The sequence below is a fragment of the Spirosoma daeguense genome (assembly GCF_054776875.1).
Genome location: NZ_BAAHBF010000008.1, coordinates 161,972 through 178,012 on the forward strand (window position 1 = coordinate 161,972; position 16,041 = coordinate 178,012).

At 48.6% G+C, this 16,041-nt stretch carries 9 protein-coding genes; 7 read left to right on the plus strand and 2 right to left on the minus strand.

The window, feature by feature from the left end; translation table 11 throughout:
* Positions 1 to 13: 13 nt before the first annotated feature.
* Positions 14 to 2,470, minus strand: coding sequence for a bifunctional aspartate kinase/homoserine dehydrogenase I (gene thrA / locus ACYVD4_RS24650; RefSeq protein ID WP_460950261.1), 2,457 nt, complete (start codon positions 2,468 to 2,470; stop codon positions 14 to 16).
* Positions 2,471 to 2,878: 408 nt separating this feature from the next.
* Positions 2,879 to 3,430 carry a beta/gamma crystallin-related protein gene (locus ACYVD4_RS24655; RefSeq protein WP_460950263.1) on the minus strand — a complete coding sequence of 184 codons (552 nt, stop codon included), beginning with the start codon at positions 3,428 to 3,430 and terminating at the stop codon, positions 2,879 to 2,881.
* A gap of 517 nt (positions 3,431 to 3,947) precedes the next feature.
* Here ACYVD4_RS24655 and ACYVD4_RS24660 point away from each other — a divergent pair.
* From ACYVD4_RS24660 to ACYVD4_RS24690, 7 genes are all read left to right on the plus strand, one after another.
* Positions 3,948 to 4,664, plus strand: a complete 717-nt coding sequence (locus tag ACYVD4_RS24660; protein ID WP_460950264.1) for a ferritin-like domain-containing protein — start codon at positions 3,948 to 3,950, stop codon at positions 4,662 to 4,664.
* A gap of 15 nt (positions 4,665 to 4,679) precedes the next feature.
* Positions 4,680 to 5,420 (plus strand): ferritin-like domain-containing protein, encoded by a 741-nt coding sequence (locus ACYVD4_RS24665; RefSeq protein WP_460950266.1) that lies wholly within the window; start codon positions 4,680 to 4,682, stop codon positions 5,418 to 5,420.
* Between the two features lie 473 nt (positions 5,421 to 5,893).
* On the plus strand, positions 5,894 to 7,276 hold the full coding sequence (locus tag ACYVD4_RS24670) for a neutral/alkaline non-lysosomal ceramidase N-terminal domain-containing protein (RefSeq protein WP_460950267.1): 1,383 nt from the start codon (positions 5,894 to 5,896) through the stop codon (positions 7,274 to 7,276).
* A 144-nt stretch (positions 7,277 to 7,420) separates the two neighbouring features.
* The gene (locus ACYVD4_RS24675; RefSeq protein WP_460950268.1) at positions 7,421 to 9,988 is read left to right on the plus strand and encodes a glycoside hydrolase family 9 protein; all 2,568 of its coding nucleotides are present in this window, start codon (positions 7,421 to 7,423) and stop codon (positions 9,986 to 9,988) included.
* 163 nt (positions 9,989 to 10,151) lie between these two features.
* The gene (locus ACYVD4_RS24680; RefSeq protein ID WP_460950270.1) at positions 10,152 to 13,010 is read left to right on the plus strand and encodes an ATP-binding protein; all 2,859 of its coding nucleotides are present in this window, start codon (positions 10,152 to 10,154) and stop codon (positions 13,008 to 13,010) included.
* 202 nt (positions 13,011 to 13,212) lie between these two features.
* The gene (locus tag ACYVD4_RS24685) at positions 13,213 to 13,611 is read left to right on the plus strand and encodes a LytR/AlgR family response regulator transcription factor (RefSeq protein ID WP_460950272.1); all 399 of its coding nucleotides are present in this window, start codon (positions 13,213 to 13,215) and stop codon (positions 13,609 to 13,611) included.
* 43 nt (positions 13,612 to 13,654) lie between these two features.
* On the plus strand, positions 13,655 to 16,041 hold a 2,387-nt coding region (locus tag ACYVD4_RS24690; RefSeq protein WP_460950274.1), incomplete at its 3' end, for an Ig-like domain-containing protein.

A 16,041-nucleotide genomic window follows, 5' to 3' on the forward strand; every position in this document is an offset into this window, starting at 1 on the left:
TAGTAACCGCAATTTAGGCTAAATAACTCCCGATACTCACTACGTCGGCGAAGACACCCGCTGCCGTTACTTCGGCACCTGCGCCAGGGCCTTTTACTACCAATGGCCGTTCTTTGTAACGCTCAGTTGTAAACGAAACGATGTTGTCGGCTCCTGTTAGCTGGTAAAAAGGATGTTCGGCATTTACCGTTTTCAGGCCGATTGTCGCTTTGTTGTTCTCAAAACTGGCTATAAACCGTAGTTTTTCGCCGTTGGCTTCGGCATCGGAAAGCAGTTTTTCGAAATAATCGTTGTTACGTTCCAGCTCATCGAAAAAGGCTGGTACTGTGGGAGCGGCCAGACAGGATTCGGGCAGCAGATTCGAAATCGTTACGTCTTCGGGCTCGAGGGCAAAACCAGCTTCACGCGCCAGAATCAGAATCTTGCGTGCTACGTCCAGCCCACTCAGATCGTCGCGTGGATCGGGTTCGGTATATCCTTTTTCTTTGGCTTCACGTACTACGTCGGCAAACGAACTGCCGGGGCGGAACGTATTGAAAATGAACGACAACGTACCGGAAAGGATTGCTTCAATTTTCAGGAATTGATCACCAGCGGTCATTAATCCCTGCACGGTATTGATAATGGGGAGACCAGCTCCTACGTTGGTTTCGTACAGAAATTTAACCCCCCGATTCAGGGCAGTACGTTGCAGCCGTCGGTATTCGCTGTAAGGGCCGGAGTTGGCCACTTTGTTGGGCGTAACAACGGAAATATTGGCGTCGAGCAAGGAGTCATAAAACTGCACAATGTCTTTGTCGGACGTACAGTCGATGAATACCGAGTTGGGCAGGTTGTAATCTTTGATTTTATCGACAAACGCCGGAAGCGACGTAGTGACACCTTCAGTCAGTAAACGCCCCTGCCAATCATCGAGCGAAATGCCTTTTGGGTCGAGCAGCATTTTTTTGGAGTTGGTCATGCCAACTACGCAGACTTTCAGCAGTTTTTCGGCCCGTAAAAATTCAGACTGGTCGAAGACTTGTTTCAGCAGAGTTTTTCCGATAAGTCCCGTACCAACCAGATACAGATTCAACACCCGCGCTTCTGACTGGAAAAAGATATTATGCAGCGCGTTGAGGGCTTTCGAGAGGTTGTTTTTATTGATAACTACCGAAATGTTGATCTCCGATGAACCCTGCGCAACTGCTACGATATTGACCCCGTTTTTGCCCAGTACCGAAAAGAGTTTACCGGCAATACCCGAGCTTTTTTTCATGCCTTCGCCCACGGTAGCAATGACCGACAAATCACGTTCGATGGTGATATTATCGATGTGCCCATGTTCGATTTCGGTAGCAAATTCTGCATCCAGAATCGTTTTTACGTGTTCGGCCCCACGCGGGTCGATGGCGAAACAGATGGAGTGTTCCGACGAAGCCTGCGAAATCAGAATGACGCTGATTCGATGTGCCGCCAATACGCCAAATAGTTTGGCCGATACACCCGCTACGCCAATCATGCCCGACCCCTGTACATTCACAAGCGCAATGTCGTCGATGCTTGAAATACCTGTAATGGTGTATTGCCGTCGTTCGGCCGTTCGGCTAACGGTAGTTCCTTCGTGCGTAGGGTTGAACGTATTGAGAACACGTATCGGAATATTACGGGTAAAGGCAGGTTGCAGACTGGGCGGATAGATGACTTTAGCGCCGAAGTGGCTGAGTTCCATGGCTTCGGCATACGTAATGGTCGGTATATTAAACGCGTTCGGCACCTTGCGCGGGTCGGCCGTCATCATGCCATCAACATCGGTCCAGATATCGATAACCGTAGCATTTAACGCAGCGCCAATAATTGACGCTGTATAATCCGAACCACCCCGACCTAACGTAGTGGTTTCGTTTTTTTCGGTCGAACCAATGAAACCTGTGATGAGTTGTAAGTCGGTTGTTTTGGCGAAATACTCCTGAATCAGTTGATTGGTCAGGATATAGTTTACTTCGGCATGACCAAACTGCGCATCGGTTTTAATAAGCTGCCGGGCGTCGCAAAACTGTGCCGGAATACCCCGACTTTTTATGCATTCGGTAATAACGGTAGTTGAAAGCCGTTCGCCAAAGCTGGTAATCAGGTCGTTCGTGCGGGGCGACAATTCCCGAATGAGTGATACGCCACGTAGCAGATCTTCCAGTTCGTTGATAATACCCCGAACGTGGGCAAATACCTTGCTCTGCTCTTTCACCGGAATCAGTGATTTCACTACGTTGAAATGCCGGTCTTCAATCCGCCGAACCAGTTCCATATAATCGGTTTCGCCCGAGGTAGCCATGCGGCCGATTTCGAGAAGCTGATTGGTAACTCCACCCATCGCCGAAAAAACAACGGCAATCTGATCATTGTTATGGCGGTGATTTTCAACGATTTGAATAACCTTTTTTATACTCTCTACGGAACCGACTGAGGTACCTCCGAATTTAAGAACCTGCATTTCTACTGCGTGAATTATGGCTGATTACTAATTGGTTCTAAGCAAACAGATTGCCAATCAGTCGCGCAAGTTAATCAGGAAGCTGTTGATGAAGGTTATTTCGGGCTAGTAAAGATAAATCGGAGCCGAATTTTAGCAGTTTTCTCTTCGAAAGTGCTGATTGAAAAAGTCAAAATTTATGGGTTGTAAGTACTCAAATATAAATAGCTTCGGTTATTTTGAAAAGGCTTTTTGCCATGCTTACATACTTAAGATTAGCCTTCCATGGGGGATGGAGTTGGCCTCGTTGCTATAAACAGGTAGTAGAGCCAATGCTGATTTAGAACCAACAAAAAATGCGCAGGGGTTTCCTGCGCATTGACGGTATTTATCATACCAGCCACTAATAAAAAGCTAGTAGACTATGTATTAGCGACCTCTGGAAATAATGATCGAAGCCGCACGGTCGTTCCAGGAAACGGTGCGTAAATCACTGACGCTGTTGGTAAATGTGTATGAATGACCAGTGAAATTGTCAGACTCAAAAATCTGAACTTTATACCCAGCCGGAATACCTATCGACGATGCCTGACGAGCCAGATTCCGAAGAGCTAAAGACCGGTAACGCCCTTCTGTTAGTGGGAGCGCATCACCTACATAATTAATATCGGTATAGACAAGTACCTCTTTGCCAGAATTAGTTGAACGCCGGTTATTATCACGTTGACGATCTCGACCATCGGCATAATCGGGACGATTATTGTTCGTTTCCCGGCTGATACGTAACGAACGAATTGTACCATTTATCCGAGCTACGTTACCTACGTAGCGTGCAGAAGATCCTCTGAAATTTTCCTGCGAATAGGCTTCAACAACGTAACCGCTAGGTACTTGCATGGAATTAAACGTCCAGTTTATATATAGATCGATAATTTCCTTCGTTTTGTCGAGATTGATCACCACGATAATTATCGCGGGCAAAAAAACGAACTTCTGTATTATTCTGATTGAAACGATCGCGATTCATCTGCTGAGCAGAAGCCATGATACTGCAGAAGAGAAAAGCCGTAACAAACGGAAATCTTAATGTTTTGATAGTGAGCATGATAAGCTTATTGTATATAATTAACTATTCATTAACATGTTAAATTTATATTAATTTCCGAAGAACCTCCGGGTTATCACCACAATAGTGCCCCCGTTTTTACCCAGTATCGAAAAGAGTTTACGGGCAATACCTGCGCTTTATAGGCCTTCGCCCGAATGATGGCCCATTACTGACTAATTCTAAATAAGCAAATTGCTCATCAGTGGCGCAAGTTGATCTGGTGGTTGCTGAGAAGGGTTATTGCGAGCCGCTAACGAGGCCAACAGGACAGTTTTGCGGCTTCTTCCTCAAAAAGAGCACGTTGATAAATCTGAATAGTACGCTCTTGCGTAGATGTAGTGAGTCGCCGATTAAACGGCAGTGCTTTTCGCCACAATATTTTTTACTCTTATGAACAACAAACAGCATTCATCAGACCTTCCGATGCTGCCGGGTCAGTTTGAGCCGGTTCGGGTAGGTCGCCGATTATTTCTGCGCTATGCGGGAGCAGCTACTGTTGGTGGCGCCTTAATCGCATCTTGCAAAAATGCAGAGGAAAATCCAACTACCGTTTCAGGAACCGTTGATCTGGGCATGGGCGATACGGGCATTCTGAATTATGCCTACGCGCTGGAGCAGTTAGAAGCCGCTTTTTATACGCAGGTAATTGCCACACCTTATACAGGTATGACCGATGCCGAGAAAACATTGCTGACCGACATTCGTGACCATGAGATTGTTCACCGTGAATTTTTTAAAGCAGCATTAGGTACATCGGCAATTGCAGGGCTGGTACCCAACTTTACGAGTGTCAACTTTGGTGATCGGGCCAGCGTATTGGGCACTGCCAAAGCGTTCGAAGATCTGGGAGTAGCGGCTTATAATGGTGCGGGGCCACTGATTAAAGATGTGAATTATCTGGCACTGGCTGGTAAGATTGTTTCGGTGGAAGCGCGTCATGCAGCCGCCATCCGCGACTTGCTTAATCCTAAATCTGCTGACTTTGCGGGCGATGACGTAGTGGCTCCGGCTACGGGTCTGGATGTGGCAACGGCTCCCGCCAATGTGTTACCAACGGCACAGAAATACGTAACAACTCAAATCAGCGGAGCTAACCTTCCGAAGTAAAACCTGAACAACGTCATGAATCTATTTAAAATAATCGCTGATATTGAAAAGGCCGACCCTGAAGTTGGCGAACGGTATAGTTTTTATTCGCGCCGGAACCTGCTCAAATTTGGGTCAAATATTGCTGCTGCGGGCATTCCTACGTTTATGGCTGCTACGTTAAACAAAGCAATGGCTCAATCGACAGCTCCTTCTCAAAAGGCTATCGACGTAGCAAACTTTGCCCTCACGCTTGAATATCTGGAAGACGATTTCTATAAAGCGGGGCTTGCGGCTGCGAATCTGATACCTGCGTCAGATCGTACGGTGATGACGCAGATCAGTAAACACGAAACGGCTCACGTAGCCTTGCTGAAATCGGCGTTAGGGGCTGCTGCTATTGCAAAACCAACGTTCAAATTTCCGGCTGGTACGTTAACGACCTATGCTACGTTTCTGGCAACAGCCCGAGCGTTGGAAGATACGGGTGTTCAAGCCTATAAAGGACAGGCTGGTGATTTGATTAATGATAAAGCCATTCTGCTCACGGCTTTGCAAATTCACTCGGTAGAAGCGCGGCACGCAGCAGAAATTCGCAAGATTCTGGGCGTTAAAAGCTGGGTTTCAGATACGGCACAAACAACCTTTACACAAGGGGGAGTTAACTTAAAAACACTTCCGAACGTATCAGGTATATCGGATGATAATTTTCGGGGAGCGTTTGACGAACCACTAACGAAAGCGCAGGTGCTGGCAATTGCCCAACCGTTTTTATAAGCTTGGTTAATAACCATATTAGGGAGACCGGGAAACCGGTAGGGGTGACTAAGGCACTGGAGGTTTTCTCCAGTGCCTTTTTATTTTTCATGCCGTGGAGTTCAGCCGTAGGCCATTATTCACGTTACTTACAAAAGGCGTTTGTAAACGCTAAGCTGGCTAAAAAAAACTTTTTTGCATAGAGCAAACCCTGAAAAGTATCCTTTATCTGGGCCGAACTGACGACCTGATAAGCCAATAGAAGAGTTCGCTTAGAAAAGTAAGCTTATGTTTGCTCGCGTTAGAAAGTTTAGCCAATATTGGCTGATCGTTGAAATAGGAAAGTAGCATGTCAATACAACAGCTCCTGGTGATGTTATCAGGCCATGTCTTAAAACGGTTTATCAAACAATCGAACGTATCGATTGGGTAAAAACAAACACTTCATCGAGGCTTCAGATTGAAACAGAATAATACTTCTTTTTTGTAAATGTATGATTGGTAGATTATTAGGGAGGAAACGGAAGAAATTTGATATAGTAGTAGAAATTCTGCTGGGGCTCGTTGTGTTTATTCTGCTCTTTCTGGCGGTTAGTCTGGCTCCGGTCGATGATACACCGTATCAGGAAATGCCTTACTACGTCCAAACGAAACAACGATTAGCGCAATTAACAACACCAGCATCTCCCAAAAAAGCTATACAGGCCGGTTGGGCCAAGGCAAATATTACACCGCCTTATACAACACCTACAGGTGGCTATGGCGTTCGTCGCGGTAAGCACTGGCATGTACTGAGTGACTCGATTTTTGCGCGGGCAATCGTTCTCAATAATGGCAATGCGCCTGTAGCCGTGGTTGGTCTGGATTTATTGATTACGCCACCAACCGTGGCCGAAGCACTGAAAAAACGCCTGCCTGAAATCGGGATGCGCTGGGAAAATGTGTACATAGGCGCTATTCATTCACACAACAGTGTGGGCGGTTGGGCGCCGGGGCTGGTAGGACAACTGATTGCGGGCGGATATGATGAAAAAATCGTTACGCGCATTACCGATGGCGTACTGGAGGCCATCCGAAAAGCACAGGCTAACGTAGCACCCGTACAGATTGGCTACGGGCAAACCGATGCAACCGACCATATCTACAATCGTATTAAAAACTCAGGCCCAACCCGCCCGCTCGATGGGCAAATTCGTTTATTAAAACTTAAAAAGGCAGACGGTGAATCTGCGTTGTTGTGCAGTTTCGCAGGTCACGCTACGTTGTTCGATGGTGGAAATGGCGATTACCTAAGCCGAGATTATCCGGGTTCACTGGTTGATAGACTGGAAAAAAAATCGGCAAGTTTTGCCGTATTTCTGGCCGGAGCCGTTGGAAGTACTGGCCCCGAAACCCGTGGTGTGACTGATTTTCAGGAAATTCGAAATTACGCAGGGGATTTAGCCGCCCGTATCGAACGTACCGTACCGCAAATTCAGACCCAACCCGATAGCGCACTGGCTATGTTCACCCTTCCGCTTGGTCTGCGCGAACCGCATCCGCGTGTGATTGGTAACTGGCGGGTACGTCCCTGGCTCTTCTACGCCATCTACGGCGATTACCCTTCCGAACTGAAAGCACTACGTATCGGCAACAACGTACTGCTCGGCACTCCCTGCGATTATTCGGGCGAATTCGTTGCTGATTTTGCGCCACTAGCCAAACAGAAAAATGTTAACCTGTTCATTACCAGTTTCGATGGGGGCTATATTGGCTACGTAACACCCGACGATTATTACCATCGACAAACCTACGAAACCCGCGATATGAACTGGTTTGGCCCGTACAACGGTGCTTATTTTGAAGAAATGATGATGGGGCTGCTGAAAAAAATATAGATGCGAACGTCGACAATCAATCCTAATTTCTAATTCGTATAGGCAAGGCATGCCTTGTCTATACCTCCGTCATCACCATCACCCCAACGATTTTATAGAATCACATCTCAAAAATTGGGATAACGAAAAAATGGTCTAACCTATATGCCTGTTCGTTTACTGTTGTTAATTACGTTACTGGTCAGTTTAGCCGCTTTTATTTTTCGGGCTAATGAACCAGCGGTGATTCGGATTAATCTTCTTGGCTATCGGCCGCAGAACACCAAAGTGGCCGTTTGGGGGAGTTTAACCGAAACAACTATTTCGCGCTTTCTACTGATCGATGAACAGACCGGAAAACCCGTTTATCAGGGGGTGTTGGGACGTAGTATGGGCGAGTATGGGCCATTTCGTCAGACGTACCGACTGGATTTCTCGAGTGTTCAACAACCCGGAACGTACTATGTTCAGACCGATGATGGGGCTCGTTCGCCTGGTTTTCGAATTGGGGATGATGTATACAATGGAGCGGCTGATTTCTGCTTGCGTTATATGCGGCAGCAACGTAGCGGTTTCAATCCGTTTCTGAACGATTCCTGCCATACGCACGATGGCTATACGCTTTATGGGCCCATGCCCGATAGCACGCACATCGACGTAGTGGGCGGCTGGCACGATGCGTCCGATTATTTGCAGTACGTAACAACTTCGGCCAACGCTACGTATCATTTGCTGGCCGCTGCCCGTGATTTTCCGAAGGCGTTTTCCGACCAGCATCAGGCAAATGGCCTGGCAGGTGTGAATAACGTACCGGACATTCTCGACGAAGCGCGCTGGGGACTTGACTGGCTGCTGAAAATGCACCCAACCGACAACTGGCTATTTAACCAGCTTGGCGACGACCGCGACCATGCGGGAATGCGAATCCCGAAAGAAGATAATTTTTATGGCAAAGGCCTCGAACGCCCCGTTTACTTTGCGACCGGACAGCCACAGGGCATGTTTAAATACAAAAATCGGGCAACGGGTGTAGCCTCCACCGCCGGAAAGGTTAGCAGTGCGTTTGCAATAGGATATCAGTTGTTGCAAAAACGTGACCCGGCTTATGCCCGGCAGCTCAAGAAACGGTCGCAATCATCGTATCAGCTTGGTTTAAACAAACCGGGTAACTGTCAGACCGCTCCCGGACGCGCGCCGTATTTCTACGAAGAAGATAATTACGTCGATGATATGGAACTGGCTACTGTTGAGCAATTTAGGTTGACCAACGTAGCCGGAAAACAGACGCAACAGCTTCGAAAAACGGCGTTGAATTTTGCGCGTCAGGAACCCGTTACGCCCTGGATGCAAAACGATACAGCCCGCCATTATCAGTGGTATCCGTTTGTGAATGTTGGGCACGCTGAACTGGCCAAAACGCTACCGGTTGGTCAGCGAAAAACCGTTACTGATTATTACAAAAAAGGTATAGAAATTGTCTGGCAACGGGCCAAACAGAACGCATTCTATCGCGGTGTGCCGTTTATCTGGTGCAGTAACAATTATACTACGTCGTTTGCAACCCAATGTTTCTGGTATCGAAACCTGACGGGCGATGCGCAGTACGTAGCGCTGGAACAGGCCAATTTCGATTGGTTGTTTGGCTGTAATCCGTGGGGAACCAGTTTTGTGTATGGCCTGCCCAACAAAGGCGATACGCCCACTGATCCGCATTCGGCGTTTACGCACCTGAAAAATTACCCTATCGACGGGGGGCTGGTCGATGGGCCGGTTCGGGGAAGCATCTATCGAAATCTGATTGGTATTACGTTATACGAACCCGACGAATATGCCGCTTTTCAGAGTAACGTAGCGGTTTATCACGACGATTACGGCGACTATAGCACCAACGAACCAACGATGGATGGAACGGCCTCGCTGGTGTACTTACTGGCTGCTAAACAGACGGAACGATTTACGCCCGTTCGTAAAACTACTACGTCGAAAAAGGTAGTAAAACCGTCTTCGCAACGTAGCATAAAGCAAAACACTAACCCAAAATCGACGTATTTTAAAGGAGCAAAAATTCGTGGTGATACGTCGCTACGTCGGTTGTCGCTGGTTTTTACTGGCGATGAGTTTGCCGATGGTGGAACCCACATTGCCCGAACGCTTCAGAAACACGGCGTTCGGGCTTCGTTTTTTTTGACGGGTCGCTTTCTCCGAAATCCTCTGTTTGCGCCCATCATTCGGCGACTTTTGCAGGATGGCCACTACGTTGGTCCGCATTCTAACCAACATTTGCTCTATTGCGATTGGGCCAGGCCAGATAGTCTGCTGGTGAGTAGGGAGCAGTTTGTTGCCGATTTACGCGCTAATTATCAGGCATTAGAGCCGTTTCATCGACAACGCCCAGCCCGCGAACTGTTTCTGCCACCTTATGAATGGTATAATGACAGTATTGCTGCCTGGACGAAAGCCGAAGGTGTTGAGTTGATTAACTATACATCCGGTACGTTGAGTCACGCCGACTATACTATGCCCACCGAGCGTAACTATCGGAGTAGCGAAACTATTCTTCAGTCGATCCGAACCTATGAGCAGAAAAAAACGGCTGGGCTCAACGGGTTTATTTTATTGATGCACATTGGCACGGCTCCCAGCCGAACGGATAAATTGTATAATCATCTTGACGCTTTACTGACCGAACTTCGACAGAAATCCTACCAGTTCGTGCGCGTCGATAACTTGTGATTACCACCTCCATCCCTTTACTAAAACAGGAGAGGGATGGAGGTGGTAAATCAGGCTCAACAACTTTTACCACATTCATTGAATTGAGTGGGAATTACAGTAAAAACTGGCCGTATTTTTGTTTGACTATTGATAACCTATTGGTTAAGTAGCGTACAGTCGAATGCGAACCTTTCTCTTTTCTGCCTTTTTTCTGTTTTTCGGATTTCTGCCATTTTCTGGCCGCAGTCAACCGATTTTTTCCACAATTGCTGTGGGCGATACAACCCGATTTCTTCCGATAGGTCGTCAATTGGGTGTTCTGGAAGACAAAACAGCTCAGCTTACGTTCGAACAGGTTCGACGGCGGACTGATTTTGTGCCCAGCCGTTCCGAAACGTTTCAGTATGGCTACAGCAGTAGCGCCTTCTGGTTCCGGTTTCAGGTTACTAATCATAGCCGGGAAAATATAAAACACTGGTTAATTGGTCTGCTCGATGCCTCTTCGGTTGAGTATGCCGATTGCTACGTTGTGTATGCCGATGGGCGAGTTGAACACCAGACTGGCGGTTTGAAACGACCTTATGTTGATCGCGGTTTTTTTGCGACAACCCCATTCTTTCGGATCAAACTGCCAACTAATGAGCCGGTTACAGTATTCTTTCGTATCGAGAGCAGCGTAACCATGTTCGGGAAAGTGACCATCTGGGAAGAGTATTATAACCTGAGCAAAGGTCGGGTTATCATTTTTGCCATCTGGATGTTTCTGGGACTGTTTATTCTGCGTTCACTCAATAGCTTCGTGCTGGCTCGGTTTGTGCCCAATCGTCAGTTTCGGTTTTATACGGTTTGTACGTTTCTCTTGTATCTGGCTACGTTGGCGCGCACTGGAATTTACCCAATTCTGCTGGCAAACCATCCTCAATTGCTCGACTGGATTCATACCGGTATGGGCCGACTGATGCCGTTGGGCCTGGCAGTCTGGATGTATACGTTACTAGACAATCGCCCGGTGCTACGTCCTATGCGATGGTTATTGCTGGCCATTGCGGGTACCAGTTTTATCGGCGTTTTTCTGTCGTTTTTTGTGCAAAATGCAGCTATAGGCCAATTTTTTGCCATACTGGTTTTGCTAACCTACATTCTGTTTTTTGTTGGAGCTGGTATCATCTGGCGGATAGGGCAGCGTAGTGCGTTGGTGTTCGTGGTGCCGATTGCTATTTGTACCATTCCGTTTTCGCTCTATCAGTTGCAATCGTTGGCAATAATTGCCTATCATCCGGCCATTAGTCATCTGGCGTTACTAGCGCTGGCGCTCGAAATGGTGTTGATGTCGCTGGTCCTGGGGCGTATCGTGCAGTCGTATATTAAAGAACGGGTTACGGCAGCCAATGCGCTGATGCAGGAAAAAGTAGAAGTCGATAAGCTTCAGGAGTTGGATGTGCTTAAAACGCAATTTTTTACCAACATCTCCCACGAATTTCGAACCCCACTTACACTGATTTTGGCCCCAATAGCTGAGCTGAAAGAACGATACCCGACCGAAAACGTACTGACACTGATGGAACGTAACGGTAAACGGCTGCTCACTCTGATCAATCAGTTACTCGATCTCAGCAAATTGGAAGCTGGGCAACTTAAAGCCGAATCTGAACCTGGCGATATTGCGGTATTTTTCCGAACACTGGCGAGTTCGTTTAGCTCGCTGGCGCAAAGCCGACGTATCAACTTCACGTTCGACCAGTTGGAAACGGGTTGGTGGACGTTATATGACCGTGATAAACTGGAGAAAATTATCACCAACCTGCTGTCGAATGCTTTCAAGTTTACTCCCGAAGGCAACGACGTCCGAATGACGATTCGGTATCTGAACGAACATCAGGTTTTGGTGACGGTTCAGGATACGGGGATTGGTATTTCGGAAACGGATCTTGCCCATATTTTCGAGCGGTTTTATCAGCGGTCCGACACTACAGCCGATGGGCAGATGAATCGGGCTTACGAAGGTACGGGTATCGGATTGGCGCTTGTACACGAATTGGTCCGAGTGCTGGGCGGAACCATCGACGTAACGAGTCAGGAAGGTTTGGGTACTACGTTTACGGTTTCGTTGCCTCTTATGCCAGTCGTTGGCTTGCCCGACGTAGCAATGTCAACGGATAACGACCTGGCGCGGCAAGAAAAACCAGAGCAGTTGGTTGGTATCAATACGAATCAGGAACGGCAACATGCTGAATTGCAGCCAGCCGACGTAGCATCGGACGATATGCTGCTGATTATCGACGATAATGCCGACATCCGCGCTTATGTACGTAGTATTTTCGAGGCCGATTATCAGATTGTTGAGGCTATCGACGGGCAGGATGGGCTAGAGAAAGCAACCTCGCTGTTGCCAAACGTAGTGATCTGCGATCTCATGATGCCCCGGCTCAGTGGTTTCGATTTTTGTCGGATGCTGAAAAATCAGTCTGCTACCAGCCATATTCCGGTGGTGATGCTGACCGCTAAAGCTACTACCGAAGATCGCATCGAAGGCTTTGGACTAGGCGCCGACGATTACCTGACCAAGCCATTCAACCGGGCGGAGCTACTGAGCCGGGTTCGAAACCTGCTCCAGCAACGTAAGCGACTCTACAGTTGGTTTGGTCGACGGCCCGACGTAGCAGACGTTACGCTGGAGACTACTCCCGCACTGGCTATACTGACCAGTGAACAACTATTTATCGACAGGCTGACCAGAATTGTGCATGAACGGCTAAGCGAATCCACATTTACCGTTGAAGGGTTGGCCGAAGCCGTGAACCTGAGTCGCTCGCAACTGCACCGAAAACTGAAAACCCTGCTCGATATGTCGCCGACAAATTTCATCCGGGATATACGACTGGCGAAGGCGGCTCAACTCCTTACCGAAGGCGAACAGAACGTAACACAGATTGCGTATGCGGTGGGTTTCGATAGCCTGTCGTACTTCTCGAAAACCTTTCAGGAACGATATGGCGTATTGCCTTCGGCTTATGGGCGGGCTTCGTCAAGTCTCTCTTAAAAAAGAATCGTTTCTTCAGTTTATGCCAAAAAAAGACCCGAAAACCGGGTCTTTTTTTGTGAAATGCGACGAGAGTGTTAAAGAATGCGACGAGAGTGTTAGCGCGTAAGTGTGCAGAAGTGGTACTTAGCAGTTGATTTCATGTACCGTATTTGCGCCAATTTAGCTGGTCAACCTTTCCTCTTTTTTCATCCTGTCCGTTATGAATCAATTGCTCAATCTACCCGCTCCTGTACTCAACGTGCATATCCGCAAAATGGGCAAAATTACCCTTCCCATTGCCGACCTGATGTATCTGCAAGCAACGGGTAATTATTGCTGGCTGCACTGGAAAGACGGTCAGCGGCTGCTGATGCCCCGTACCTTAAAATATTATGAACCCCAGCTTACGGAGGACTCCTTTGTTCGGGTGCACCGCAACTGTCTGGTGAACGTGGGCTACATTGATCGGATGCAGCCAACCTACGCCGACAAGGGTGGCTTGATTCATCTACGCTCGGGAGAGATTTTACGGGTGTCGCGTCGTCGGTGGGTGTCGATCCGAAGACTTATTCATCGGTTGTCGCTGCCTGCGGACTATGTTCAGGCGGCTCTGGCCTGATTCTACTAAGCATGACTTTTATATTCTCTTACTACCTCTTTTTATGAAACGATACGTTTACCTTTTCTTTCTGTTGCTGAGTTTATATAACTCACACAACCTCTTTGCCGTTAGCAAATTCTGGACTGGCAACACGAATACTGATTGGAACACTGCTAACAACTGGAATCCCGTGGGTGTACCCACCTCATCCGACAATGTTTTTATTCGAGATGGTACTGGAAACCCTGTTATTGCAACTGGAACAACTGCCACTGTTACTAGTATACTTATACTTCAAAAAACACTGACTATAAACGCAGGAGGTACCCTCAATGTGAGGGGAGATGGAAGCGTATATCGATATATTGATCTGAATATAAACTCAACCCTGATCAACCGTGGCACCCTTGCTATAGAAGCCGCTGGTGGTGGTCCTGTTGCTGGTTACTTCGGCCCCGGCGACGACCACTCACTTGTAGAAAATTATGGTATTATTCGTATAAACTCGTCTTTTGGGAGTGCGGTTGAAATGGGTGGGCCTGTTGGAGGGACTCGATCTTCTGCTATAATCAATAACTATGCTTGTGGTCAGTTTATCGTAGTTTCCAATAATTTACGTGTTACCGATATTGCTCAATTTACCAATGCTGGCTATGTGTATGGCAATATCAATATCAATAATGGTGGAACCTTTACCAACAGTAATAATGGTGTCCTGCAATATGGTACTTTGTCGGGGACGATAACGAGCAACACTGGCTCTGTCATCGTGAATGATAATGAAACTAACACCACGATCTTTACCTATCAAGGAACCTATCAAGGAACTGTGAACGGTATCTATACGAATTCGGCGGGTACTGCTTCGGCAGGTTCGTATAACCAGACCAGCAATACCTTTACACCTTCAGGCTTATTACCAGGCTCCCAAACACTGTATGCCAGAATAACGCCGTCGGTTGGCGGTTGTACGTATATCGTTCCGTTCACCTATACCTACGTAGCACCGCCCAATTTTACGACTGATCCAACAACAAAAACGGTTTGTACGGGCAGTGGCACTACGTTCACCGCATCCGCATCAGGCTCACCAACGTATCAATGGCAGGTCAACACGGGCAGTAGCTTTACCAATCTGACTAACACGGCTCCCTACTCGGGCGTGACCACAACCACCTTAACCATCAGCAACGTAGCAGGCCTTAACGGCTATCAATACCGTTGTGTAGCCACCAACGGTGGTGGTACCGACAATTCCAATGCCGCTACGTTGACCGTCAGTACGATTAGCGTCGCCAATCCGCCCACCAGCACTGGCACGACAGGAACAGCCTTTAATCAGACCTTCACGGCCAGCGGTGGGGGTACGCCCCGGACGTTCTCATTGGCCAGTGGCACGCTGCCAAACGGCTTGAATCTAACCGCAGGGGGGGGGCTGCAGGGCACGCCAACCGAAGGCGGCTCTTTTCCGATTACCGTTCGGGCCACCGATGTCAATAACTGTTCGGGCGTGAGTGCTACGTATAGTCTACAGATTTCGACAACGGCTACCATCACCACAACCGCTCCCGCTGCGGTGCTGGGCACCAGCGCTACGCTGGGTGGTACCATCACTGCCGATGGGGGAACGCCTGTCACTGAACGGGGCGTCGTCTATCTGAGCGGTAGTGGCACCCCCACCACCAGCAACACCAAAGTACAGATGGGGGCTGGAACGGGTCCCTTCTCCCAATCGGTAAGCAACCTGTCGGCGGGCACGAGCTATTCGGTACGGGCCTATGCCATCAACGGAGCCGGTACCAGTTATGGTAACCTACAAACATTTACCACGGCTTCGGCGCCTGCTGCCCCGATCGTGACCACGCCGGCCAATGGGTCGCGAACCAACGACAACACGCCGACCTACACCGGCACCGCCGTTCCCAACAGTAGCGTGACGGTGACCGTCAGCGGAACGCCTTATGGCCCCACGACCGTGAATGGCTCGGGGAACTGGACGTTTACCCAACCGACTTCGCTGGCGGATAACACGTATACGGTCTCGGCCGTTGCCCGGCTCAATGGGCTGGACAGTCCCATCAGCAACACCAATACGTTTATCGTTGATACGACCCCGCCCCCGGCTCCGGTGGTGGTCACGCCGGCCAATGGCTCGACTACCAACGATAATACGCCGACCTACAGCGGGACGGCGGAAGCCAACAGCACGGTGAGCGTGTTGGTGGATGGCACCTCGGTGGGCAATGCCACCGTGAATGCTTCGGGCAACTGGACGTTCACTCAGCCAACGGCTTTAGCGGGGGGCTCGCACACGGTTCGGGCTCGGGCAACTGATGCCGCGGGCAACACCAGTGTCGACAGCAACACCAACACGTTTATCGTTGATACGACCCCGCCCCCGGCTCCGGTGGTGGTCACGCCGGCCAATGGCTCGACTACCAACGATAA